The organism is Amphritea atlantica (assembly GCF_024347255.1).
GTDB lineage: Bacteria > Pseudomonadota > Gammaproteobacteria > Pseudomonadales > Balneatricaceae > Amphritea > Amphritea atlantica.
The window spans coordinates 272,510-296,268 of the sequence record NZ_AP025284.1 but is presented as its reverse complement, the minus strand read 5'-3'; the positions used below and the strand labels follow the sequence as shown (position 1 = coordinate 296,268).

At 50.7% G+C, this 23,759-nt stretch carries 20 protein-coding genes; 5 read left to right on the top strand and 15 right to left on the bottom strand.

The window, feature by feature from the left end:
• Nucleotides 1-9: 9 nt before the first annotated feature.
• A complete protein-coding gene (locus OCU43_RS01420; protein ID WP_091354847.1) occupies nucleotides 10-201 on the top strand; it encodes a hypothetical protein in 192 nt (63 codons plus the stop codon).
• A 220-nt stretch (nucleotides 202-421) separates the two neighbouring features.
• On the opposite strand, the gene OCU43_RS01415 is transcribed toward OCU43_RS01420, so the two are convergent.
• From OCU43_RS01415 to OCU43_RS01400, 4 genes are all read right to left on the bottom strand, one after another.
• The gene (locus OCU43_RS01415) at nucleotides 422-2,143 is read right to left on the bottom strand and encodes a hypothetical protein (protein WP_091354844.1); all 1,722 of its coding nucleotides are present in this window, start codon (nucleotides 2,141-2,143) and stop codon (nucleotides 422-424) included.
• 48 nt (nucleotides 2,144-2,191) lie between these two features.
• Entirely contained in the window at nucleotides 2,192-3,268 is a 1,077-nt protein-coding gene (locus tag OCU43_RS01410; RefSeq protein WP_091354843.1) for a DUF4297 domain-containing protein, read from the bottom strand.
• 707 nt (nucleotides 3,269-3,975) lie between these two features.
• On the bottom strand, nucleotides 3,976-5,319 hold the full coding sequence (locus tag OCU43_RS01405; protein WP_245756504.1) for an NAD(P)/FAD-dependent oxidoreductase: 1,344 nt from the start codon (nucleotides 5,317-5,319) through the stop codon (nucleotides 3,976-3,978).
• A gap of 426 nt (nucleotides 5,320-5,745) precedes the next feature.
• A complete protein-coding gene (locus OCU43_RS01400) occupies nucleotides 5,746-6,045 on the bottom strand; it encodes a DUF1127 domain-containing protein (RefSeq protein WP_091354840.1) in 300 nt (99 codons plus the stop codon).
• 151 nt (nucleotides 6,046-6,196) lie between these two features.
• On the opposite strand from OCU43_RS01400, the gene OCU43_RS01395 reads away from it, so the two are divergent.
• Nucleotides 6,197-7,081: a LysR substrate-binding domain-containing protein gene (locus OCU43_RS01395; RefSeq protein WP_091354837.1), complete on the top strand. Its 885-nt coding sequence runs from the start codon at nucleotides 6,197-6,199 to the stop codon at nucleotides 7,079-7,081.
• 99 nt (nucleotides 7,082-7,180) lie between these two features.
• Here OCU43_RS01395 and OCU43_RS01390 read toward each other — a convergent pair whose 3' ends face one another.
• The 5 genes from OCU43_RS01390 to trxA form a co-directional block, all read right to left on the bottom strand.
• On the bottom strand, nucleotides 7,181-7,897 hold the full coding sequence (locus OCU43_RS01390; protein ID WP_091354835.1) for an NYN domain-containing protein: 717 nt from the start codon (nucleotides 7,895-7,897) through the stop codon (nucleotides 7,181-7,183).
• Nucleotides 7,898-8,118: 221 nt separating this feature from the next.
• The gene (locus OCU43_RS01385; RefSeq protein WP_091354833.1) at nucleotides 8,119-9,153 is read right to left on the bottom strand and encodes an FAD-binding oxidoreductase; all 1,035 of its coding nucleotides are present in this window, start codon (nucleotides 9,151-9,153) and stop codon (nucleotides 8,119-8,121) included.
• Entirely contained in the window at nucleotides 9,146-10,627 is a 1,482-nt protein-coding gene (gene ubiD, locus OCU43_RS01380; protein ID WP_091354832.1) for a 4-hydroxy-3-polyprenylbenzoate decarboxylase, read from the bottom strand. The genes OCU43_RS01385 and ubiD overlap by 8 nt, the downstream gene beginning before the upstream one ends.
• 60 nt (nucleotides 10,628-10,687) lie before the next feature.
• Nucleotides 10,688-11,947: a transcription termination factor Rho gene (gene rho / locus OCU43_RS01375; protein ID WP_091354829.1), complete on the bottom strand. Its 1,260-nt coding sequence runs from the start codon at nucleotides 11,945-11,947 to the stop codon at nucleotides 10,688-10,690.
• Between the two features lie 270 nt (nucleotides 11,948-12,217).
• Complete coding sequence (gene trxA, locus OCU43_RS01370; RefSeq protein WP_091354828.1) at nucleotides 12,218-12,544, bottom strand: thioredoxin TrxA; 327 nt, start codon at nucleotides 12,542-12,544, stop codon at nucleotides 12,218-12,220.
• A 176-nt stretch (nucleotides 12,545-12,720) separates the two neighbouring features.
• Here trxA and ppx point away from each other — a divergent pair, with 176 nt between their 5' ends.
• Entirely contained in the window at nucleotides 12,721-14,235 is a 1,515-nt protein-coding gene (gene ppx, locus OCU43_RS01365) for an exopolyphosphatase (RefSeq protein ID WP_091354825.1), read from the top strand.
• A gap of 748 nt (nucleotides 14,236-14,983) precedes the next feature.
• Here ppx and OCU43_RS01360 read toward each other — a convergent pair.
• The 4 genes from OCU43_RS01360 to yrfG form a co-directional block, all read right to left on the bottom strand.
• Nucleotides 14,984-16,531, bottom strand: a complete 1,548-nt coding sequence (locus tag OCU43_RS01360; RefSeq protein WP_091354824.1) for a phosphoenolpyruvate carboxykinase — start codon at nucleotides 16,529-16,531, stop codon at nucleotides 14,984-14,986.
• 239 nt (nucleotides 16,532-16,770) lie between these two features.
• Nucleotides 16,771-17,643, bottom strand: a complete 873-nt coding sequence (gene hslO / locus OCU43_RS01355) for an Hsp33 family molecular chaperone HslO (protein WP_091354821.1) — start codon at nucleotides 17,641-17,643, stop codon at nucleotides 16,771-16,773.
• Between the two features lie 98 nt (nucleotides 17,644-17,741).
• Nucleotides 17,742-18,182 carry a ribosome-associated heat shock protein Hsp15 gene (gene hslR / locus OCU43_RS01350; RefSeq protein WP_091354820.1) on the bottom strand — a complete coding sequence of 147 codons (441 nt, stop codon included), beginning with the start codon at nucleotides 18,180-18,182 and terminating at the stop codon, nucleotides 17,742-17,744.
• On the bottom strand, nucleotides 18,183-18,833 hold the full coding sequence (yrfG, locus tag OCU43_RS01345) for a GMP/IMP nucleotidase (RefSeq protein ID WP_091354817.1): 651 nt from the start codon (nucleotides 18,831-18,833) through the stop codon (nucleotides 18,183-18,185).
• 68 nt (nucleotides 18,834-18,901) lie between these two features.
• On the opposite strand from yrfG, the gene nudE reads away from it, so the two are divergent.
• Nucleotides 18,902-19,444, top strand: a complete 543-nt coding sequence (nudE, locus tag OCU43_RS01340; protein ID WP_091354814.1) for an ADP compounds hydrolase NudE — start codon at nucleotides 18,902-18,904, stop codon at nucleotides 19,442-19,444.
• A 90-nt stretch (nucleotides 19,445-19,534) separates the two neighbouring features.
• On the opposite strand, the gene OCU43_RS01335 is transcribed toward nudE, so the two are convergent.
• Nucleotides 19,535-19,816, bottom strand: coding sequence for a hypothetical protein (locus tag OCU43_RS01335; RefSeq protein WP_091354811.1), 282 nt, complete (start codon nucleotides 19,814-19,816; stop codon nucleotides 19,535-19,537).
• Nucleotides 19,817-20,110: 294 nt separating this feature from the next.
• On the opposite strand from OCU43_RS01335, the gene OCU43_RS01330 reads away from it, so the two are divergent.
• The gene (locus OCU43_RS01330; protein ID WP_091354809.1) at nucleotides 20,111-20,695 is read left to right on the top strand and encodes a Fe-Mn family superoxide dismutase; all 585 of its coding nucleotides are present in this window, start codon (nucleotides 20,111-20,113) and stop codon (nucleotides 20,693-20,695) included.
• 131 nt (nucleotides 20,696-20,826) lie between these two features.
• Here OCU43_RS01330 and glnE read toward each other — a convergent pair whose 3' ends face one another.
• A complete protein-coding gene (gene glnE, locus OCU43_RS01325; RefSeq protein WP_091354806.1) occupies nucleotides 20,827-23,724 on the bottom strand; it encodes a bifunctional [glutamate--ammonia ligase]-adenylyl-L-tyrosine phosphorylase/[glutamate--ammonia-ligase] adenylyltransferase in 2,898 nt (965 codons plus the stop codon).
• Between the last annotated feature and the right edge of the window lie 35 nt (nucleotides 23,725-23,759).

The window sequence follows — 23,759 nt, the reverse complement described above, 5'->3', positions numbered from 1 at the left end:
GTAGTTCCTATGAAACCGGCCAAAAAACAGAAACAACACCCCAAGTTTATCGAAGCGATGCAGAAACTCTCTGCCATGAATGAAGATGAACGCCTCTCCGACGAGAACAAAGACCTGTTTGACCAGGCGATCGCCTACGCGCCGCTGGAAGCGCAGCCTGCGTTGATGGCGATACAGCGGAAGTATGAGGAGCTTCACTAAAGGCTAAGAAGAGGCTAGACGTCGCTTCGCGACTTGCTAGTGGTTAGTCGCTAGAAAAAGCTTAAAGATCAAAAGATTAAAGAGAGCTGGGAAGCTCTCTTTTTTTGTTTGTGAATATGGGATCGGTTAAAATGGCTTCACGACTCAGGGCAACTGTCGGTGAATTGTACTTATAATAAGTGAGCTGAAGGAAAGGCTATCCAAGGGCAGCTGAGTGAAATTAATTTCTAACTAAAACTACTTCATCATACTCAGAACGGAGAGTTTCGTAATGCGCTCTTTGCAACAAACGATCCCCATCCAACTCAATAATATGGGAATCTTGCTTGTATGTGTATAGAGCCTCGTTATCCATGGCACATAGAATGACTTGATATCCGCCTGGGACGTTATCCCTTATTACATCAAGTACACTTTTATATCTGTGCTCTGCTTGTTCCTGCTGATTAGGAGTATCAATAACAAACGGGGCTAGTTCACAATGCGCTGCATGCTCAATTTGACGTAGTATTGCCAATTGGTATGCTAAAGTTCCACGAGTTCCTTCAGCTGCGCCACCACCAAGAATCTTTTTATAATCAACAGGAGACTTAACTCCGTTGAGATTTACACCTTTGGCCGATAAAGTTTCGATATTTTCTGTAAGATTACCCATGAACATCTCATTAAGTTCATCTTTATCTTTCTTTTTAAGAAGCTTTCTTTGATCTGCTTTGAGTTTCTTTTGTTGATCTTGGGCTTCTTTAGATTGCAATTGATAGCCTTCTTTAGTTTGAGCTACGCTGTAGTTCACTTTATTTTGAGATACAACGTGAAGTGCCTGCTCAAAAGCAGCCTGCTCATCAGTCGCTACGTCATCGTATTGAGATAGATACTTATCGTTTATTCTATCAATTTCAGATGATACGAGGCTAAGCTCATCTATAAGTTCCCCTTGTTGTTCGTATTTCTCATTCAGCATTGCTCTAATATTGCTTGCCTGCTGCTCAAGTGCTTCTCTATCAGCAAGAAGCCCAGCTCTACTAAGGAGTGAGTTATCATGTTCAACACCACATAAAGGACACTCTAATGAATTAGATGGGACGTTTTCTACAGCAAATCTATAGTCCTCATCTAGCTCTTTTGCCGAAGCTATCGCAATATGGCACTGCTGTTCTAAGTCATGGATTTCATTAGCTAATATAGATTGTTGCTCATACAGTTTAAACTGTTGATGTGAGAACACTTGAAGTTCTTGCTTAATCTCTGATTGAATTGATTCAAGCTCCTCCAGAGTGATCGCAATAGTTTGTGCTGGCGCAATCTCTTCAAGAACTTCAATTGCAGCAGTAATACGGTTAACTTGATGATTGGCAGCATTCTGCTTAGCTTTTTGTTCGAAAATCTCTTCTTCGATTTCAAAGTGATTAGGGGATAGGTAACCGCAAAAGTATTTAATAAGGTTTCTTCGAAAATTACTGTATTGAGCAAGGTTTTCAAAACCATTCCAAGGCTCATCCCAGCTTCTCTTCTGATCAATATAGAAAGGTAAAAAGTAAAAAGCTGGAGGAGGACAATCTAGACCATTTTGTCTGTTCGCCAAAAGTAGGTCGAAGCCCGTAACTTTTGCAAAGGCTTGTGCAAACTCCCCTGTAACCCTTGAATACTTATCCAAAAGTGAGTCTGACTTACCAAAATAAATGATGTCTTGATAGCGACTAACGATGTAGTCGACCTCATTAATCTTAAAGTAGAGAATCGCCTTCACATCATTTGATTTCCATTCTTGGTCAAATTGGGGATCGCAACCAATAGCCCAAAATAAGCTTTTAACAAGTGTAGATTTACCAATACTATTGTCTTTTCCGGTAACGAGATTGAATCTCTTCGGAAACGAGAACTGATTCCCCAGTTTTTTCGAATCGGACAAGAGAACTAGACGTTGAAAATGCAAGCCTTTCATTTTTGTGCTTCCTAAGATTCCTAATCAAGAGTTTGTAATTATTTTTCATTACTCAACCTTCAATAAGCAGTAGATAACTTCCATCAAAAGTGCATTTTGATCTTTAACTTTTCTTAGTAGCCCTTCCCTAATAGCCTGTTGCTCTAAGGCATCCACATAAGCGTTATCATTGGAAAAATCGTCTTCATTGATTTTGTCATGAGATGCCCTAAATGAATTAGTGATATCAATATCTAAGGCACTCATGAAACCTGCTCTTCGAAGGGCTAGTAATGATAGCTCTCGTTTAAAAGAACGTTTCCTCTTAGATTTCCAACACAGATCATTTGCCAAATCATCAAAGTCATTTTTGATGTCATCAACGCATGGGTGTCTTGAATGCTGCGTAATAACTTGATGTAAACTTGTCGAAGTCAAAGATTTTTTCTCGATGAGCCTAGCCCAGTCTTTGTAGTCATACTCCAAACGACCAATTCGGCCCATTTCATCAATAACCGCGCGGTAGATTGCAACTGCATTGCAAAGAGCTCCTGGGAAGAGCTTGTCTACAAGCCTTGCAAAATTTGATAGAACATAGTCTTCTTGATTTCGAAGTTGTATTTCAGGAACGATGAACTGCAAATGCCCTGGCAATATATCGATACCTAACTCTTTATGAATGCTTTGTGTCATAGTCGCTAGATCTTCTTCAGCAATATCACCCATTTTAATTACATCCAGCTTTAACCCCTTATCTAAAGCTAAGCTAAAGCCGCTAGATGAAACTAAACCAATCGTTGTAATGCGTTCCTCATATTGGTTGTGAATGCAAGAACTAAGTAATTTACCTAGAACTGAGCTTTTCAGTGCCTTTACAGTACCTTTTTTTCGCTTAATTAATGAATCTGCAGTAAATTTGGCTGCCTGATTTTTCACCTGATAGAACTCAAATTTCGCTTTATCAGCCTCCAAAGCATCTGCGATCACAACATTCTCATGGTGCTCAATGAGAATAGCGTACTCTTTCTGCTGCTCATGTTTTTTAATTATCTCGCACAAAGCCCAATGGAATTGAAAATTATACTTTCCAAAGGTGCTAGCCCCAGCGGACTCACGCTGAGCTACTGCAAGTGGGTTATCTAACATGTCACCGACTTCCAACTAAAAGATCAAAGAGTCAAAGCCCTTTTTGATCACTACAAAATAAATGCAATCAAAGTAAATATCATTCTGACGTCATTCACTTCGTATCTTTGATAACAAGAGAAAAGCCTAAAAACAGCTACTACATTCTCGTCCACTGAAAATGAGCGGGCTCATTGGTCAGTTTGTATAGTGGAACTACACATATCCATTCACTGAGTGTGCCTGAAAGAGAAAGTGGGGGCAATTGCTTAATGATAGGTGCTAAAGAGAGCCAATAGCCCTCATCTTTTTGCTTTTACGCTTTTTCTAACGACTAGCGAGTCGCGAAGCAACGGTCTAGCAAGGGCGAAGCCCGTCTAGCGAGCAACGCGCTCTTCGTTGCGTTCTAAAGAGGCAACGGGGTCAGGTCTTGTATTTTGCAGGTAAATAGACCAAACCCAGAATCTGGCACTGACCTATTCCCTTTCTATGCAGCCGGGCATTACTGACTGTGAATAGACTACTGCGGTAATGAAACAGGTCTCAAAAATATCAAAGCCTAATCGGCGCAAGATGCACCTCCTACAACAAAGAAAGAGCGCCAACGGCCCCCTTCTTTTTGTTTTTACGCTTTTTCTAACGACTAGCGAGTCGCGAAGCGACGGTCTAGCAAGGGCGAAGCCCGTCTAGCGAGCAACGCGCTCTTCGTTGCGTTCTAACAACTGCCTTTAAACATTAGGCCCAATTTCGAGCTGGCTGCCATCCGAGAACCGGGAAAACCGAAAGCGCGACAAATCATGCTGACTCTCTTGTTTATTGACGATCTGAGAGACGATTCTGCCGAAGGCGGGGCCTATGCCAAACCCATGCCCGCTCATGCCGGTTGCGACGATAAGGCCTTCCAGATCGGGGACTCTGTCGACAATGGGGACGATATCGGGCATCGCATCGATCATGCCCGCCCAGGCATCCAGTATGGGAGGGATGCCGATCTGTGGGAACCGCTCTGCGAAACGCTGTTGCATCACTTTCACCTTACCTTTGGCGGGGGCGGGATCGAGAACGCGGGTGAGTTCGAAGGGGGTGATCTCATCAGCGCTCCAGTGGCGTTGTACCCGCCAGGCATCCGGGGAGTTAGCGATTTCGTTTATCCAGGGTCGGATCTCATGATAGTTTTGCAGTCCCGTTCTGAGCCACTTAGGTAATAAACGAAACGAATCCGGGCCAATAAAATGATCATGGGAATCGGTGAGCGCGAGGGTGTAACCGCCATCATTGCGGCGGCGCACTGCCAGTTTTTTATCCGCAAAACTGGCGGTGGTGATACTTTGCAGCGGGGCGGTTCGGGCAACGGAGGCGCGTACCGATAGCTGAGGGATATTGATACCGTGACGGCGCAGAAACAGGGATGACCAGGCACCTCCGGCGACGACTACCTGCGATGTTCTGATGCGGCCTGCCTCAGTGATCACCCCGACAATCTGGCCCGCTTCGATATCCAGTGTACGCACGGCGCAATTTTCCCGGATAAGAACCCCTTCGCTGTGGGCCAGTTCTGCCACGGCAGGCACCGCTTGCCATGGCTCGGCGCAGGCATCACTGGCGGTATAGGTCGCGCCGACCCAGGTATTTTTTGCCCGAGGGTCCTGTTGAATATGTTGTTTTAGCTGGGTGCTGGACAGTGCCACGGTATCGACGCCATGGGCTGCGGCAATACTCAGCCACGCTTCCCGTTGCGCCTGCGCCGCTTCGGTTTGTGACAGATACATCACCCCGACCCGCTTAAACCCGGTACGACCTTTAACCTCTTTATCAAAAGCCTCCCATAGCAGGGAAGCTTCCATCATAATCGGCAGCTCTGCGGCATCACGACCATGTTGTCTGATCCAGCCCCAGTTGCGTGACGACTGCTCTCCGGCAATACGGCCTTTTTCGATCACCATCACACTCAGCCCCGAACGCACAATATTCAGGGCAGAGAAAATACCGATAACGCCGCCACCAATCACCACCACATCAACCTCATCAGGGAGCGGGTCATTAAACGCAACAGGCGTGTTCAGGGTGATCATCATAAGAGCCTTAAGATTAGCCTAGCGTTATAAGTGAGCTTCAAACCTTCGAACCCACAGTGGGGCGAGACGTTGAAATGAGCCAGTCGCCAAGAGACGTTTAAAATCAATGAGATCTGAGCAGTTGGCTCAGATCTCCATTAACCTGAGTGTGCCTGAAACATAAACCCGGTTCAATTACTCAAAAAGAGAGAGGTTCCGCTGGCAATCTATAGTCATGTTCGCGTCTCCCACAAAAAAGAGAGCCACCCGCTCTCTTTCTTTTTGTTCTTATGCTTTTTCTAACAACTAGCTAGTCGCGAAGCGACGGTCTAGCAAGGGCGAAGCCCGTCTAGCGAGCAACGCGCTCTTCGTTGCGTTCTCAACCCAAGCGAGAAAAGAACTAATTTATCCCAGCAACCGCTCAGATCCATTTATCGTGCAAAGTTAGTCGCCGCGCTTTCCGTTGCGGTCTGATCTTAGCTGCTTCAGCACTTCATCAGCATCCGCGCTCAGGGGCAGCTTCGCAATCGCCTGTATGTCCTGGCGGGTATACCCCATATCGTCCAGCATATGATCATCATAACGAAGCAGGTCCAGTAATACCTGACGGCGACGATAAGCATCATACCAACCCTTCAATGCCTGGATGAGCCGGTGCTGCTGACGCCATGAACGCGCCTTTTCCTGTCTGGACGGAGTCACAGTGGTCGACGATGTTTGAATCAAAAGATCACAACTGGACATAGCGGAATCTCCTCACCGTTCACTTCACGGTGTTAGTGGTTAACAAAAGATGATCAGGGTGCGACCTGTTACTGAATGATGATTTTTGTACATTGTTTAATCAAACTAAAAATACTAAACTCAAGATTCAGAAAATCTTAACGGTGTAGTTATGTCTCTGTTTGCAAATACCCCTCCCTTACTGGAATTCGACCTGCTTCGCTCGTTTGTGGCCATTGCCGAAAGTGGAAGTTTTACCCGCGCGGCCGAGCAGGTATTTCGCTCTCCGGCTGCCGTCAGCATGCAGATCAAGCGCCTTGAGGAAACCCTGGGGAAGAGTTTATTTCTTCGCGAGGCAAGACAGGTTCGCTTAACCTCTGAAGGCGAGGTATTACTCAGCTATAGTCGTCGGTTACTCAGGCTGAATGAGGAGGCGGTCAGCCAGTTTATGGCCCCCAGCATCGAAGGAACCATCTGCTTTGGCTCTCCGGAAGATCTGGCAACCGGGGTATTACCGAAGGTGATGGCACAGTTCGCACGCTCTCACCCCGCCGTCGCCGTCAACGTCATCGCCGGTAGCAGTACAGAGCTGTTGTCACTGTTGGACGCAGGCGAGCTGGATATGGCGCTGTTAACCGCAGGCAATGTCGGTCAGGACCCGACTCGCGGAGAGGTGGTGTTTACTGAACCGCTCGTCTGGGCTAACCGTAGCGGCGGTCTGGCGGTAGAAAGTCATCCTCTGCCACTGGCGGTTGCCAGTCGGGGCTGCTGCTGGCGCACCATGGCTCTCGAGGCATTAGACAAGCAGGGAATTGAGTACCGTATCGCCTATACCTGCGATCAGAGCTCAGGCATGCAAGCCGCGATGGAGGCCGATCTGGCGATCGCACCAATACCGCAAAGTCATATGAGAGCCCCTTTTGTGAAGGTCGATGATAGATGGGGCCTGCCTGAACTGGGTGAGTATCAGTTACTCTTCGAACACCGCAAGGAATTAGGCCCTGCGGGAAATGCCTTAGCCCGCTATATCGTCGATGCCTGGAAAACACCACGCTAAGCTGGATAGCGATTTTTCCAGCCACTAGCAAGCGGCGAAGCCGCGTCTAGCCAGTCGCGCAGCGACGATCTGGCAAGCAACACGCTCTTCGTTGCGGTCTTACACTTTTTTCCCCTTCCGCGCATCCCGCACCAGAAAAGAGCGTCCCTGACCCCGTTTCAGCTCGAACAGGTCGACCGCTTTAAACAGGCTGCTGAGATTTTTATAACCATAGTTGCGGCAATCGAATGATGTGCGGTTGGAGATATTGGCCCCCACCGGGCCTAATGCGGCCCAGCCATCCTCATCTTCCGTAGCTTCAATCGCCTGACGCAACAGGTTGATCAGTTTGGTATCGGATTTGATATTTTTAGGTTTAGCACTGCTGGCGTTTTCGACCGCTTCCGGCTGGTCAAGAAAGAGGAATTTTGAACAGGCATTAACAAAGGGCGATGGCGTCTTCCGCTCACCAAACCCCAACACCATTTTGCCTTCCGCCAGCGCCCGGGTAACCATCGGGGTAAAATCACAGTCGGAAGAGATAAAGCACATCACATCGATATCTTTGGTATACATAACATCCATCGCATCGATGACCAGCGCGATATCAGAGGCATTTTTACCCTTGGTTAAATCATACTGCTGCACCGGTTGAATAGCGTACTCATGCAGCAACTCCTCCCAGGATTTAAGGGTGGGCGACTTCCAGTTGCCGTAAGCTTTACGGATAGTCACCACACCATACTTTGCCACTTCACTCAGAACATCGACAAACTTGCTGGCGGGTGCGTTATCCGCATCGATAAACAGGGCAATCTTTTGCTTTATTTCGCTCATGTTAAAACCGCATCTCTGAATTGACTTAACAACGTATCCCCGCAACACAATCGCTAGCGTGTCCCTAAAAAAAAGAGCGTATCCGCTCTCTTTTCTTTATGCCTTTTCTAGCGAGGGCGAAGCCCGTCTAGCCAGTCGCGAAGCGACGTCTAGCAACGGCTTTGAACGCGATGCGACGATCTGGCAAGCAACGCGCTCTTCGTTGCGCTCTGCTTTATGCTCTATTTCCTCGGCGCATAAGCAAAGACGTCAGAATGGATCTGATCTTCCTGAAGCCCCTTAGCCTCGCAAGCGTCAACCAGCGCATAGACCATCGCCGGTGAGCCGCTGGTGAAGATCTCTGCATTATCGAAGTTGTCGAAGTCAGCCACCACCGCAGCCGGTAACAGGGCGGTACGACCACCCCAGCCGGGGCTGTTTCCGGGTTCACTGACCACCAGATGGACATGTACATTGGTGTGTTCGTGGGCCCATTGCAGCGGTAGTTTTTCCAGATAGAAATCCGCTTCGACCCGGGCACCCCAGTAGATATGGATCGGATTTTTTACCTGATTGGCCAGCAGGTGTTCAGCAATCGCTTTGATCTGGGCAAAGCCGGTGCTGGCTGCTGCCAGGATGATCGTGGTATCGGGTTTTAGCGATGCCGCTTCCAGATAGCACTCGCCCTTGGGCAATTCAATCTCGACACTGGGGTTATTTTGCAGGTGCTCCATAATGGCAACCGACAGCTCACCCTCCGGCATCCGCCGGATATGCAGTTCGATATCGCTGCTGAAGTCCGGCGCACTGCCGATTGAGAAGGCAGCGCGGCGCTGATCCGGTAAAATTATTTCCAGATACTGACCCGCATGGAACTCAACCGCATGCCGACCGGTGACCGGCAGATGCAGTCGCACCCGGTAGACATCATGGCTTAACGGTTCAACGGCGGCGATATCACAAACCAGTTTTTTCACGCGTAACTCTCCAGGGCGTAGCAGCCCATCAATGTTCACCCTGATATCGCTGCGCGGTACAGCGGTACAGGCAAATATCTGTGCGGGTTTATCACCCTCACTTAATTGTAGTTCCAGCTCAGGATAACGCTGCCGGATACTACCCACTATCAGGGTTGCTTTACAAATTTCACACACGCCGTTGCGACAGCTGAAACGCATGCTGTAACCTGCGTTTCGCAGACTGTCAAAGATCGACACTCCGGCTTCAGCCTCAACAACATATTGATCATTAACGGTTATCTGGTAAGACTTAGTCACTCTTGATGCCTAACTGATCCCAGATATCATCGACCCGTTGTTTTACCTCGGGCGACATCACAATTGGTTCACCCCACTCCCGGGTGGTTTCACCGGGCCACTTATTAGTGGCATCCATACCCATCTTTGACCCCAGCCCAGAGACCGGTGAGGCGAAGTCCAGATAGTCGATCGGGGTATTGTCGATCAGCGTGGTATCCCGGATCGGATCCATCCGGGTGGTGATCGCCCAGATCACATCGTTCCAGTCCCGGGCGTTGATATCATCATCACAGACAATGACAAACTTGGTGTACATAAACTGCCGCAGGAAGGACCAGACCCCCAGCATCACCCGCTTGGCATGACCGGGATACTGCTTCTTCATGGTGACCACCGCCATACGGTAGGAGCAGCCTTCCGGTGGCAGGTAGAAATCGGTAATTTCCGGAAACTGTTTCTGCAGAATCGGCACAAACACTTCGTTCAGCGCGACCCCCAGCACCGCGGGCTCATCCGGTGGACGGCCGGTATAGGTGCTGTGATAAATAGGATCGGGCCGGTGGGTAATACGTTCAACGGTAAACACCGGAAAACTATCGACCTCGTTGTAATAACCGGTATGGTCGCCAAACGGACCTTCATCGGCCATCTCTTCGGGATCGATATAACCTTCAAGAATAAACTCGGCACTCGCGGGCACCTGCAGGTCACTGCCTATGCACTGAGTCACTTCGGTTTTACCACCGCGTAATAAGCCAGCAAAGGCATATTCCGACAGCGTATCGGGCACCGGTGTGACAGCCCCCAGAATAGTGGCAGGATCGGCCCCCAGCGCCACCGCAACGGGGAACTTTTCACCCGGATGCAGCTCTTTCCACTCACGGAAGTCCAGCGCTCCACCGCGGTGTGCCAGCCAGCGCATAATCAGTTTGTTTTTGCCGATCACCTGTTGCCGGTAGATGCCCAGATTCTGACGCGACTTATTCGGCCCGCGGGTGATCACCAGCGGCCAGGTCACCAGCGGCCCGGCATCACCGGGCCAGCAGCGCTGTACCGGTATTTTACCCAGGTCAACATCATCGCCCTCGATCACATAGGTCTGGCAGGCGGCGTTGCGAACCTTTTTCGGCCCCATATTCAGCACCTGCTTAAAGATCGGCAGCTTCTCCCAGGCGTCTTTCATCCCTTTGGGTGGCTCAGGTTCTTTCAGCATCGCCAACAGTTTGCCCACTTCACGCAGACTGGCGACATCCTCCTGCCCCATCCCCAGAGCAACCCGCCGTGGAGTACCAAACAGGTTTGCCAGTACCGGATAATCATAGCCCCTGGGGTTTTCAAACAGCAGTGCCGGACCACCCGCCCGAAGGGTGCGGTCACAGATCTCGGTCATCTCCAGATTGGGATCGACTTCGACACTGATTCGCACCAGTTCTCCTTGTTTTTCAAGGCTGTGGATAAAGTCTCGCAGGTCTTTGTATTTCAGGTTTGACATAGTATTCAGCAATAAAAAAGGGCAAGCGCTAAGCTTACCCTTTCAGAACAGAGATATGAATCAGGAACGACGCATCGAGAGGAAGAATTCGTCGTTGGTCTTGAAGTCTTTCAGCTTATCCAGCACAAACTCGATCGCCGCAGAGTCTTCCATCGGGTCCAGCAGCTTGCGCAGAATCCACATCCGCTGCAGCTCTTCCTCGGTGGTCAGCAGGTCTTCCCGACGGGTGCCTGAACGGCGGATGTTGAAGGCAGGGTAAACCCGCTTCTCAGCCACTTTACGGTCCAGATGCACCTCAGAGTTACCGGTACCTTTAAACTCTTCAAAGATAACCTCATCCATCTTCGAACCGGTATCAACCAGCGCGGTCGCGATGATGGTCAGGCTGCCGCCCTCTTCGATATTACGCGCCGCACCAAAGAAACGCTTAGGACGTTCCAGTGCGTGGGCATCCACACCACCGGTCAGTACTTTACCGGATGATGGGATCACAGTGTTGTAGGCACGGGCCAGACGGGTGATAGAGTCGAGCAGGATAACCACATCCTGTTTGTGCTCGGTCAGACGCTTGGCCTTCTCCAGCACCATCTCGGCAACCTGCACGTGACGTGACGGCGGCTCATCGAATGTCGAGGCAACCACTTCACCGCGCACGGTGCGCTGCATCTCGGTCACTTCCTCAGGACGCTCATCGATCAGCAGTACAATCAGGTGCACTTCAGGGTTGTTGCGTTTAATGGAGTTGGCAATATTCTGCAGCATCAGGGTCTTACCCGCCTTCGGCGGCGATACCAGCAAGGCCCGCTGGCCTTTACCCATCGGGCAAACCAGGTCGATTACCCGGGCAGTCAGATCTTCTGTACTGCCGTTACCCAGCTCCATCTTCAACCGTTCCTGCGCAAACAGCGGCGTCAGGTTTTCAAACAGAATTTTGTTCTTGGCATTTTCCGGCTTATCAAAGTTGATCTGATCAACTTTCAGCAGCGCAAAATAACGCTCGCTGTCTTTGGGCGGACGAATTTTGCCGGAGATCGTATCGCCGGTGCGCAGATTAAAGCGCCGGATCTGGCTCGGTGATACATAGATATCATCAGGGCCTGCAAGGTATGATCCTTCCGCCGATCGCAGAAAGCCGAAGCCATCCTGCAAAATTTCCAACACGCCGTCGCCATAGATATCTTCACCACCCTTAGCATGACGCTTAAGAATTGCAAAAATAACATCTTGTTTACGGGAACGGCCCAGATTATCCAGTCCCATCTCTTTTGCTATATCTAGCAGTTCAGGAACGCTTTTCTTTTTAAGTTCGGTTAGATTCATAGGTTTTTGTGTAGTGTTGGAAGACAGGAATGTGCCTTGAGCGGAATAGCATAACTATTCAGGTCAGATTGAATTGATAAAGTGAAATCAGAGTTCTAAACCAGAGTAATAATCCAGAGTTCTGGAAGCAATAGAGTTCTGGAAGAGAATCCGGTGTTTGGAGATCACACTATAATGCGTTGGTTAAAAAGAGTCCAGTAAATCAGGGAGCAAACCATGATCCCGGTCACTCCCTGCGTTTTTTACAGGCCAGAGGCCCACATTCAGCGTCTAAATGCTCTCTTCAATGAAGGTTGCCAGCTGCGACTTGGACAGCGCACCCACTTTAGTCGCTTCAACGTTGCCATCTTTAAACAGCATCAGTGTCGGAATACCACGAATACCAAATTTTGGCGGCGTTTCGTTATTCTCGTCGATATTCAGCTTACAAACTTTCAGCTTGCCAGCGTAATCTTTGGCGATCTCTTCCAGTACGGGTGCAATCATTTTGCATGGACCACACCACTCGGCCCAGTAATCAACCAGTACCGGACCGTCAGCTTTTAAAACATCATCTTCAAAGGAAGCATCGGTCACGTTAACAATATTTTCACTCATAAAAAGCCTCTGCAGTGAGATTCACTAAATATTAATAGTTACCGATCATACCATTGTCATTAAACGGTTGTGAATAAGCAGGGAACGCCACAGACATCAATATCCAGTGTATTCTCTCTAATCAGTAACATATATCTGTTAAGATAGCCCTATTCTCTATTTTGAAGCATACGCACATGAATCAGGAAACTACCACCAGCCCTGGCGAGCATTCGCTGCTGGCTGCCATCGACCTGGGCTCAAACAGCTTTCATATCGTAGTCGCCAAACTCGTTCAGGGCGAATTACAGCCTATCGATCTGTTATCAGAAAAAGTTCAGCTCGCTGCCGGACTCGATGAAAACCGTATGCTAACGACGGAAGCAATTCAGCGGGGGCTGGAGTGTATGGAGCGCTTTGCTCAGCGGGTCAGGGATATACCCGATCAGCAGATCAGAATCGTCGGCACCAATGCCCTGAGAGAAGCAAGCAACAGTGACGACTTTATTCTCGAAGCCGAAAAGATTATGGGCTGCTCTATCGAAGTCATCGCCGGTATTGAAGAAGCGCGGCTGATCTATCTGGGGGTATCCCATACCCTGGCGGGTGATAACGGCCGCCGGCTGGTAATCGATATCGGCGGCGGCAGCACCGAGTTTATTATTGGTGAACGCTTTGAACCGCTTGAACTTGAAAGCCTTGAGATGGGCTGCGTCAGCTTCAGTAACCGTTACTTTCCCAATGGAATAATCACCGAAAAGAACTTCCAGCTGGCTGTATTTGGCGCCTTGCGGGAGCTGCTGACCATCAAGCGCACCTATCGGCAACTGGGCTGGGATGATTGTGTCGGCGCATCCGGCACCATTAAGGCGGTGCGCAACGCCTGCATCACACTAGGGTATGCAACCGATAAAGTCAGCGCATCGGCACTGCAACAACTGAAAGAGAAAATACTCAGTTACAACCATGTCGATGAGATCGATATTGAGGGCTTAAAAGAGGATCGCCGCTCAGTCTTCCCCGCCGGTATCGCTATCCTTTCCGCAGCCTTTGAATCGTTGGGCATCAAAGAGATCCGCTTTTCCGAAGGCGCACTGCGGGAGGGACTGCTGTACGATATGGCCGGCCGCCTGCGCCACGAGGATGTTCGTGAACGCAGTATCAATGCGATGATGCAGCGTTACCGGGTAGACCAGGAACAGGCGATGCGGATTGAACAGACCGCCCTGATCGCCCTGACCCAGGTGCGGGAGAGCTGGAAGCTGGATACCACTGAATATCACAATATGCTCAGCTGGGCAGCACGCTGCTGTGAAACCGGACTGACCATCGCCCATAGCCAATACCATAAACACAGCGCCTACCTGGTACTGAACTCAGACCTGCCGGGATTTACCAAGCGACAGCAGATTCAGCTGGCTGCCGTGATACAGGGGCACCGGCGCAAGTTCCCGACGGCCACCTTTGATCAGCTACTGCCTCGCGAGGCGAAGCACTATAGCCGCCTGACCATACTGCTCAGACTGGCGTTTGTACTCAACCGCAGCCGCAGCCGTGAACGCCTGCCCGCCTTCCACCTCACCGCAGAGGACAACGAACTGACCCTGGCCTTCCCGGACAACTGGCTCAGCCATCAGCCCCTCACTCAGGCGGACCTGGAGCAGGAAGCGGGATATCTGGCGAATGCGGGGTACACACTGGCGTTTAAGTAACTAGACGCGGCTTCGCCGCTTGCTAGAACGGCGCTACGCGCCTGCTAGTGGCTAGGAAGAGCGGATACGGAGTGGTTCAGGGCTTTTGTTTTTTTGAATTTGCGCCTTTGCAAAAATCACTTACAAAGAGCAAAACCAAACTACGCTGCGCAAGCTATTAAGAACGTTTTTTCTAGCGACTAGCAAGCGGCGCAGCCGCGTCTAACCACTAGCTAGGAAGAGCGGATACGGAGTGGTTCGGGGCTTTTGCTTTCTGCACTTACGTTTTTGAAACAATCGCTTACGAAGAGCAAAACCAATCTACGCGGTGCAAGCATTAAGAACGTTTTTTCTCGCGACTAGCGAGCGGCGCAGCCGCGTCTAACCACTAGCTAGGAAGAGCGGATACGGAGTGGTTCGGGGCTTTTGCTTTCTGCACTTACGTTTTTGAAACAATCGCTTACGAAGAGCAAAACCAATCTACGCTGTGCAAGCTATTAAGATCGTTTTTTCTCGCGACTAGCGAGCGGCGCAGCCGCGTCTAACCACTAGCCAGGAAGAGCGGATACGGAGTGGTTCGGGGCTTTTGTTTTCTGCACTTACGTTTTTGAAACCATCGCTTACGAAGAGCAAAACCAATCTACGCTGTGCAAGCTATTAAGATCGTTTTTTCTCGCGACTAGCGAGCGGCGCAGCCGCGTCTAACCACTAGCAACTGCTCTACAACAAAAAAGGCTCCCGAAGGAGCCTTTTTTCATTCAATCTGCGTTCAGGCTTGTGGGCCTGCGGCGATGATTGCTTCAGCCACACCTTCAAACTTGGTGAAGTTGCTGGTGAACTGACCGATCAGGTCTTTTGCCGTAGCATCGTATGCACCCTTGTCAGCCCAGGTATCACGTGGATTCAGCAGTGAAGAATCAACACCCGGTACAGAGGTAGGTACTGTCAGGTTGATACCGTCCAGATGCTGGGTCTGAACATCGACCAGCGCGCCACTCTGAATCGCAGCAATAATACCGCGGGTGGTCGGGATATTGAAACGTGATCCGGTGCCGAAAGAGCCGCCTGTCCAGCCGGTATTTACCAGATAAACCTGACTGCCAAACTCTTCGATACGCTTGATCAGCAGGTCAGCATATTCGCTGGCTGGACGCGGGAAGAATGGCGCACCGAAACAGGTAGAAAAGGTCGACTTGATGCCGCCGCCTGACCCCATCTCAGTTGAGCCGACCAGTGCGGTATAACCAGACAGGAAGTGGTAAGCCGCTGCTTCTTTAGACAGGATAGACACAGGTGGCAGAACACCGGTCAGGTCACAGGTCAGGAAGACAATCGCCTTCGGCTCACCGCCCTTATTCTCCTCTGTACGTTTTTCAACGTGCTCCAGAGGGTAGGCACAACGACCATTCTCAGTCAGTGAAGTATCGCTGTAATCTGCGGTACGCTTTTCATTCAGGGTTACGTTCTCGACGATCGCGCCAAAACGGATAGCATCCCAGATAATCGGTTCATTTTTCTGGCTCAGGTCGATAGTTTTTGCGTAGCAACCACCTTCCAGATTGAAGACAACACCTTTACCCCAGCCATGCTCGTCATCACCGATCAGGTAACGCTCAGGGTCAGCAGACAGGGTGGTCTTACCGGTACCGGACAGACCAAAGAACAGAGTGGTATCGCCATCTTCGCCGACGTTTGCAGAACAGTGCATCGGCAGCACATCTTTTTCAGGCAGCAGGAAGTTCTGTACAGAGAACATCGCTTTCTTCATCTCGCCCGCATAACGCATACCGGCCAGTAACACTTTACGCTTGGCAAAGTTGATAATCACACAGCCGTCGCTGTTGGTGCCATCACGCTCAGGGTCACATTCGAAGCTGGCTGCATTAATAACCTGCCACTCTTCTTTAGACTTCGGATTAAATTCTGCTGGACGGATAAACAGATTCTGGCCAAACAGATTCTGCCATGCAGTCTCAGTGGTCATCAAAACCGGCAGGTAATGATTAGTGTCGGAACCCACATGAACATTGGATACGAAATGCTCCCGAGCCGCCAGATATTCCTCAACACGAGCCCACAATGCATCAAACTTGTCTGCATCAAACGGACGGTTGATAGGACCCCAATGAATCTCATCAGATGTACTGGCTTCTTCAACGATAAAACGATCCATCGGAGAACGACCTGTACGCTTGCCAGTTTTGACAACCAGCGCACCTGTGTCAGCGAGAACGCCTTCGCCACGCTGGATGGCTTTTTCAACTAGCTGAGCCGGGCTCAAATTTTCGTGTACAGTGTTCACGGTTTCTTTGCTCATTGCTTGATTCCCTTGGCTTCTAGCCAAAAAAAGTAATTTACCTGATAAAGCTGCCTGATAGCCCCTGTTCCTGAAATTTCCTGCCGGAAAGTCAACGGGGCCGTTATTATAAGGAGGCGTATTATGTCAAAAAAGCCAGCAAAACACCATCGGCCAGGAGATTTCTTGGCGGCAAAAAAAAACCTCGCTGATCCGAACAAAAACAGACTTTAAAACAGTAACTTATAAAAATAGTCGGATTAGTGGAGCTGATCAGACCCTTCAATATTGGCGCTGTCCGAGAACATCATCGCGATATCAGCCAGGTCAAAACGGTACAATTCGTTACAGAACTGGCAGCTGACTTCGATACTGCCCTCCTCCCGAACGATCTGTTCCAGCTCCTCCCGGGTCATATAACGCAACGCATCGCCGGTACGCTTGCGGGAGCAATCGCACTTAAACTGCAGAGATTCCGGATCAAACAAACGACAATCTTCCTCATGAAACAGGCGGCGAATAATGGTGTCATTATCCAGTTGCAGCAGCTCGTCATCGGAGAGCGTGGCGCCGAGACAGCTGAAATGCTGCCAATCGGCCATGGAGTCACCCTTGGCAGGCATCACCTGTAGCAGAAAGCCCGCCGCCCGCTGTTCATCCGCCGCCAGATGGATCTGTGTCGGCAGCTGTTCGGAACGGCTGAAATAAGCTTCCAGACAATCACTCAGTCGCGCGCCTTCCAGCGGTACCACACCCTGATAACGTTTGCCCTGATCCGGCTCTATCGTGATGACCAGTTGACCACCCTGCAGCAGTTCGCAAAACTCAGCCTGCTGCGGCAGTTCACCATCAAAACGGGCGATGGCACGCAGATCTCGCTGATGATTGCATTCAGCCATCAGCACCTTAACCTGGTTATTACTCTGGGCCTGCAAGAGAAGCCGTCCATCAAATTTTAGCGTAGCGCTGAGCAGGCTCACCGCTGCCATCATCTCGCCCAGCAGACGATTAATCAGCGCAGGGTAGTTATGCTTTGCAATTGCCTGTTGATAACTCTGCTCGAGGCCCGCCAATACACTGCGGATATCCGCCTCTTCAAAAATAACCCGCTGAAGCTGATCAGAACTGCTCATTATGTTCTCTGAAACCCATTTTTTAATCTAAATATGGCTACCATTACCAGTAAAAATCACGCTGGCAAAAAACCGATATTAGCATATGCAGCTTAATGCTAGCGATCCTTAAACTGGATAATCTTGCGCCGTTCTTTTTTATTGGGGCGGTGATCCGGTGCGCCACTACCGCGCATGATTTTACGCACTGCAGCGTGCTCTTCGCGGCTTTTGATACTCTCTTCGGTCTCCTGATACAGCAGCTGCGCTTCAGGCGCTCCGCGGCGCTGGCCGGAAATTGCCATCACAATAATTGTCTTTTCATCAAACCCCTGGCGAATGACCAGTTTTGCACCGATCTCGACAGTGCGGCTACATTTAGCCCGCTGCCCCTGATAATGCACCTTCCCCCCCTCGACGGCCTCTTTCGCTGCGCTGCGGGTTTTAAAGAAACGGGCCGCCCAGAGCCATTTATCCAACCGGACCTGTGAGTCTGTATCACTCTGCTTACCCAAGCCCTGTTTAGCGGGGCTCTGTTTACTATGACTGTGTTTACTCATCTATCTCTTCATCAACTCATTAAAATGGCCAATTGCATTAAAATCGGTTATCTCACGTTCGGGCTGTTGACTATCCGGCTGGAGGATACTCAACAGCCAGGCGATGCCGTATTCGCGGGCAGAGGCCAATACCGGCAGGCTGTCGTCCACCAGCAGGGTGCGGGCCGGATCAAAGGGTTCATCCTCCTGCAAGCGGTGCCAGAACGCCTGCTGTTCCTTTGGAATCTGATAATCGTGCGAGCAGATAATCCGATCAACTAATTTATCCAGACCGGTCTGTTCCAGCTTCAGTGCCAGGCTGTCCTGATGTGCATTGGTGACAATTACCCGACGAATCCCCAGCGCGTCAAGATGCATGAGAAAATCATGCACATGGGGACGAAACGCAATCCGTTCGCTGATCTCCCGTTTCAGCGCTTTAATATCAACCTTCAGCTCCTTCGACCAGTAATCAAGACAGTACCAGTTGAGCGTGCCCTGTTCCTGCATAATGCGCGCATGTAACCACTGTTGCGCCTCATTCTGATCCATTCTATGCAGCTGGGCATAGCGCACCGGCAGATGCTCAAGCCAGAAATAGGTATCAAAATGCAGATCAAGCAGAGTGCCATCCATATCCAGAAGCACGGTATCAATATTCGTCCAATCCATATAAAAAGTCAGGGTTGCGGGTTAGTATTACGTCAGATTTGTCACTGATTGACGAGGAACAATCCAGTATGCCTGTAAAACCGGATATTTTGAAGGTAACTGCCACCGCTAAGAGCCGACTGTTTCAGGTGGAAGAGATCGAGTTACGTTTTTCTAATGGCGTCGAGCGAACCTACGAGCGATTGGCCACCCGTGGCCGCGGGGCAGTGATGATTGTGGCGATTGATGCCGACCAGAATGTGCTGCTGATAAAAGAGTACGCTGTGGGACTGGAAGATTATCTGCTAACCCTGCCCAAAGGACTGATCGACCCCGGAGAAGACGCCCTGCAAGCGGCTAACCGCGAACTCAAAGAGGAAGCGGGTTTTGGTGCCGAAAAGTTAAACCTGATCAAGCAGATGACCTCGGCCCCCAACTATATGGGGCACAAAATTACCGTGGTATTGGCTGAAGGATTATTCCCCTGCCGCCTGCCGGGTGATGAGCCCGAGGTGATGGAGGTTATTCGCTGGCCGCTGGCCCGACTGGATGAGCTGGTCAGCCGCGATGACTTCTCCGAAGGCCGCGCCATCGCCGCACTCTATATGGTACGACAGCGACTGGCGGACTAGGACTATTATTCCTTCCACAACCGCCGGGATATCCGTTACGGCCTTCCGGCGGCTATTCAAACAGCCAGCGCAGAGATTGGCAGGAGCGGTTTAAGGATTCTTGCACTCTCTGGAGCCAACCCGGACAATGCCCTCAACTTTCTGCTGCATCGCCGGATCGGTAATTATCCCCTTCATAATCTGCTCCACCTCATTATCACTGAAGTGCTTATGCACATAATTCGACAGACAACTACACTGCTCCTCTGTTGCAGTCCCACCTGCCATACAGCCCTGCTTAAAAGGCTCCCAGGTCTTTGATGTCAGATACTGAGTTTTCACGGTAAATACCACCAGCAGCACCGCTGCAATCCAGAGAAACACTTTACCCATAACCCGTTATCGCCTGTGTTGTTCTATTATTTGTGATCCGTTTAAGGAGATCGATTCTAACAGTTCCGAAACATCTGTCAGCTAACTTTAGTCTGAGAAGGGGGGCTGGCACTTAATTTCCCTTGTTTCCACAAGGATTTACAAGCGATGAAAAGGTGAAATAAGGGTGTTATGATTCCCCTCCAACGGGTCAACAACGCTTGAAATATTACAATAAAGACCCTATATAAATATTCTGGTTTATATAACAGTTTCACAATCTATGCTGAACCTGACACTAAAAGGTAATTAATCATGAGCTTTGAACTACCAGCACTGCCATTCGCCAAAGACGCACTGGAACCTCACATCTCCGCGGAAACCCTGGACTTCCACCACGGCAAACACCACAACACCTATGTTGTGAAGCTGAACGGTCTGGTACCAGGCACCGAATACGAAGGAAAATCTCTGGAAGAGATCATCATGTCAGCACCTGCTGGCGGCGTATTCAATAACGCGGCTCAGATCTGGAACCACACTTTCTACTGGAACTGCCTGTCTCCAAACGGCGGCGGTGAACCAACCGGTGCGGTTGCAGACGCGATCAACGCTAAATGGGGCTCTTTTGCGGCATTCCAGGAAGAACTGAACGATAAAGCGGTTAACAACTTCGGTTCAAGCTGGACCTGGCTGGTGAAAAACGCTGACGGCTCCCTGGAGATCGTTAACACCAGCAACGCTGGCACGCCGATGACCAATGGTCAGACTGCACTGCTGACAGTTGACCTGTGGGAACACGCCTATTACATCGATTACCGCAACGTACGTCCGGATTACCTGAAAGGTTTCTGGGCGCTGGTCAACTGGGACTTCGTTAACCAGAACTTCGCGGCATAACTGAAAATCCGGCGCTGCGTTACCCCGAAGCAACTTCCGCCGAGGGGAAACGAAAACCGATCATAAAACTCCGGCCAGTCAGCCGGAGTTTTTTTGCGTATAAGCCCTTAAAAAACGGACGCCAACCTCAGTTAGCAGTTAAGCTGGCTATTCCAGATGCGGATGACGGCCTCCCGACAATCCTCCAGCTCATCCGGACTCACCGGCCCTGAGCGATTTTGCAGCACCTGACGGTGTCCCACAGAGCGATATTTTTTATACGCCTCCCGAAGCGTCTCGGCATCATCCGCAGGGATCACTCCCACCTGTTCCATAGCATCCAGAATCCTGATATTATCAGTATATTCAATCAGTTGCGGATATCGGTGTGAGTAGGCCAGCGCACTGTACTGCACAATAAACTCGATATCGACAATACCTCCCCGATCCTGCTTCAGGTTAAACAACGCCTGCGCATCTTTTTCTGCGGTGCCCAGATGCTCGCGCATTTTTTCCCGCATCTTCACCACCTCACCCGTCAGCTCGCCCTGTTCCCGCGGTTGCGACAGAATCTCAGCCCTGACCTGCTCAAACCGCTCTCTGAGCGACTCCGAACCCGCGATAACCCGGGCCCGCACCAGCGCCTGATGTTCCCATGTCCAGGCCTCTTTTTGCTGATATTCAGAAAACGCTTTGAGCGAACTGACCAGCAAACCCGAGTTACCGGATGGTCGTAAGCGCATATCCACTTCGTAAAGATGACCGCCGGTAGTAAAGGTATTGAGGATGTGAATAATTTTCTGCCCCAGGCGGGTGAAAAAGACGGAGTTCGCGATCGGCTTATGGCCCGGCGTGAATAAACTGGCATCAGCATCGTGGACAAACACCAGGTCCAGGTCCGAACCATAGGAAAGCTCGATTCCTCCCAGTTTGCCGTATCCGACAATAATAAAGTCAGGATCACAGGGCACACCCGATGCTTTCAGCGGTACACCATGCTTTTCTGTCAGTTGCCGCCAGGCGATCTCCAGCACCTCCTCGAGAATCACTTCCGCCAGCCAGGTCAGATAGTCACTGACCTTCATCAGAGGCAATACACCGGTAATATCGGATGCGGCAACGATCAGCACATGGGCACTCTTGAAATAGCGCAGTGTATCCATCAACTGCTCTTCATCCTCTTGCGGTATACGCAGCAACTGCTGACGCAGGTCCGACTGCAACGCTTCCTTAGAGGGGGGCGAATAGAGGCTTCGCTGATCGATCAGTTCGTCCAGCAGCACCGGCTGCCGGGCCAGGGTTTCACTGAACCAGGCACTGGCAGAACACAAACGAACCAGTTGGCGCATGGCACCGGGGTTTTCTGCCAGCAACACCAGATAAGAGGAGCGCCGGATAACGGCCTGAATCAGTAACAACACCCATTCGAGGGTTTCCGCGGAGTTATCAACAGCCACCACCTCATCCATCAGCTTTGGCAGCACTGCCTGTAAGCGCTGATAACCTACGGCCTGCATCACCTGTACTGAGCGACTGGTCTTCAGGTTATTGAACGCTTTCCAGGCTTGTTGCGGATCATCCAGCCCGTGCCGGGCAAAAAACGACTCACCTTCTTCCTCATCAAACTCACTATTCCAGAGCTGTAGCCAGTCACTGGCCTGAGCTGCGTTGTGGGGAGCCGCCTCCGTCGGGGCAATAACATCGGCAAAATGCCGGGTGACCCGGTCACGCTGACGCTCCAGCTCCACCAGAAAACTATCCCAGCGATCGAACCCCATGCTGTATGCAATGCGGGCCTGCCCCACCTGATCAATGGGCAGCTCCTGGGTTTGCCGGTCGGCGACAGCCTGAATCGCATGTTCCGTATTACGCAGGAAGGTATAAGCCTCGATCAGTTCATTGGCCGCCGTTTCAGGGATACCAACGGTTTCTGGCAGCAACGGCAGAATGTTGAGTAACTCGCGCTGCTGCAGCCGGGGATCACGCCCCCCGCGGATCAGTTGAAACGCCTGGGCAACAAACTCCACTTCCCGGATGCCGCCAGCTCCCAGTTTTACATTGCCGTGCAACCCTTTGCGGCGCACCTCTTTATTGATCATCTCCTTCATCGAGCGCAACGAATCAAACGCACTGAAGTCGATATATTTGCGATAAACAAAGGGCCGCAGCATCTGCAGCAGTTCTGCACCCGCGCACTGATCGCCACCGACCACCCGGGCTTTGATCATCGCATAGCGCTCCCAGTCCCGCCCCTGATTCTGGTAATACTCCTCCATCGCGGGAAAGCTGCAGACCAGCGGGCCGCTGGCACCATAGGGACGCAAGCGCATATCGGTACGAAAGACAAAACCATCAGCAGTGATACTGTCCAGCGCCTGGATCAGTTTCTGCCCTAGTCGGCTAAAAAAGTCCTGATTAGCGAGCACCCGCCGACCTCCCTCAGTCATCCCTTTTTCCGGGTAGGCAAAGATCAGATCGATATCCGAGGACAGGTTCAGTTCGTAGGCACCCAGCTTACCCATCCCCAGTACCACCAGTTTTTGCGGCTGGGCAGGGCTGCCTTCCGAGGGGGTCGAGTGCGGTGTTCCCCATTTGCTGCAGCAATCATTGTAAAGCCATGTCAGCGCCTGATCGATACAGGCATCCGCCAGTGCAGACAGGTCTGCTGTGGTACCGCGCATATCCGTAGTGCGGGTCAGATCGCGCCAGATAATCCTGACCATCTCACGCTGACGAAACTGGCGCAGCACGCTGTGCAGTTGCTCTTCACTGTCCACCCCGGCCAGCCGGCGTTCCAGCCGCTGCTGATAAGCATTAGCGGGATAAGCGCTAAACAGGTCACCGCTGTCTGACAGATCATTCAGCAGTCGGGGATGGCGGCTCAACTGATCCGCGACATAATCACTGCCCGCCAGAACCCGGATCAACGCCTGCTGCAGACCGGTTTCAGAATCGCTAAGGGGTTCCAGTGAGCCGGAACATTTCTCAACATTCAGTGCGGCACAGGGCTGAATCAGAGGCGGTAATTTTTTTATTAACTGGCTGAGCATATCTGGGTACTCTGTCGGTGACCGATCTTTCCTGT

What these genes read in the sequence shown, in the direction of transcription:
- OCU43_RS01420 (WP_091354847.1), top strand. Translation starts at nt 10, where the DNA reads ATGAAACCGGCCAAAAAACAGAAACAACACCCCAAGTTTATCGAAGCG.
- OCU43_RS01415 (WP_091354844.1), bottom strand. Translation starts at nt 2,143, where the DNA reads ATGAAAGGCTTGCATTTTCAACGTCTAGTTCTCTTGTCCGATTCGAAA.
- OCU43_RS01410 (WP_091354843.1), bottom strand. Translation starts at nt 3,268, where the DNA reads ATGTTAGATAACCCACTTGCAGTAGCTCAGCGTGAGTCCGCTGGGGCT.
- OCU43_RS01405 (WP_245756504.1), bottom strand. Translation starts at nt 5,319, where the DNA reads ATGATCACCCTGAACACGCCTGTTGCGTTTAATGACCCGCTCCCTGAT.
- OCU43_RS01400 (WP_091354840.1), bottom strand. Translation starts at nt 6,045, where the DNA reads ATGTCCAGTTGTGATCTTTTGATTCAAACATCGTCGACCACTGTGACT.
- OCU43_RS01395 (WP_091354837.1), top strand. Translation starts at nt 6,197, where the DNA reads ATGTCTCTGTTTGCAAATACCCCTCCCTTACTGGAATTCGACCTGCTT.
- OCU43_RS01390 (WP_091354835.1), bottom strand. Translation starts at nt 7,897, where the DNA reads ATGAGCGAAATAAAGCAAAAGATTGCCCTGTTTATCGATGCGGATAAC.
- ubiD (WP_091354832.1), bottom strand. Translation starts at nt 10,627, where the DNA reads ATGTCAAACCTGAAATACAAAGACCTGCGAGACTTTATCCACAGCCTT.
- rho (WP_091354829.1), bottom strand. Translation starts at nt 11,947, where the DNA reads ATGAATCTAACCGAACTTAAAAAGAAAAGCGTTCCTGAACTGCTAGAT.
- trxA (WP_091354828.1), bottom strand. Translation starts at nt 12,544, where the DNA reads ATGAGTGAAAATATTGTTAACGTGACCGATGCTTCCTTTGAAGATGAT.
- ppx (WP_091354825.1), top strand. Translation starts at nt 12,721, where the DNA reads ATGAATCAGGAAACTACCACCAGCCCTGGCGAGCATTCGCTGCTGGCT.
- OCU43_RS01360 (WP_091354824.1), bottom strand. Translation starts at nt 16,531, where the DNA reads ATGAGCAAAGAAACCGTGAACACTGTACACGAAAATTTGAGCCCGGCT.
- hslO (WP_091354821.1), bottom strand. Translation starts at nt 17,643, where the DNA reads ATGAGCAGTTCTGATCAGCTTCAGCGGGTTATTTTTGAAGAGGCGGAT.
- hslR (WP_091354820.1), bottom strand. Translation starts at nt 18,182, where the DNA reads ATGAGTAAACACAGTCATAGTAAACAGAGCCCCGCTAAACAGGGCTTG.
- yrfG (WP_091354817.1), bottom strand. Translation starts at nt 18,833, where the DNA reads ATGGATTGGACGAATATTGATACCGTGCTTCTGGATATGGATGGCACT.
- nudE (WP_091354814.1), top strand. Translation starts at nt 18,902, where the DNA reads ATGCCTGTAAAACCGGATATTTTGAAGGTAACTGCCACCGCTAAGAGC.
- OCU43_RS01335 (WP_091354811.1), bottom strand. Translation starts at nt 19,816, where the DNA reads ATGGGTAAAGTGTTTCTCTGGATTGCAGCGGTGCTGCTGGTGGTATTT.
- OCU43_RS01330 (WP_091354809.1), top strand. Translation starts at nt 20,111, where the DNA reads ATGAGCTTTGAACTACCAGCACTGCCATTCGCCAAAGACGCACTGGAA.
- glnE (WP_091354806.1), bottom strand. Translation starts at nt 23,724, where the DNA reads ATGCTCAGCCAGTTAATAAAAAAATTACCGCCTCTGATTCAGCCCTGT.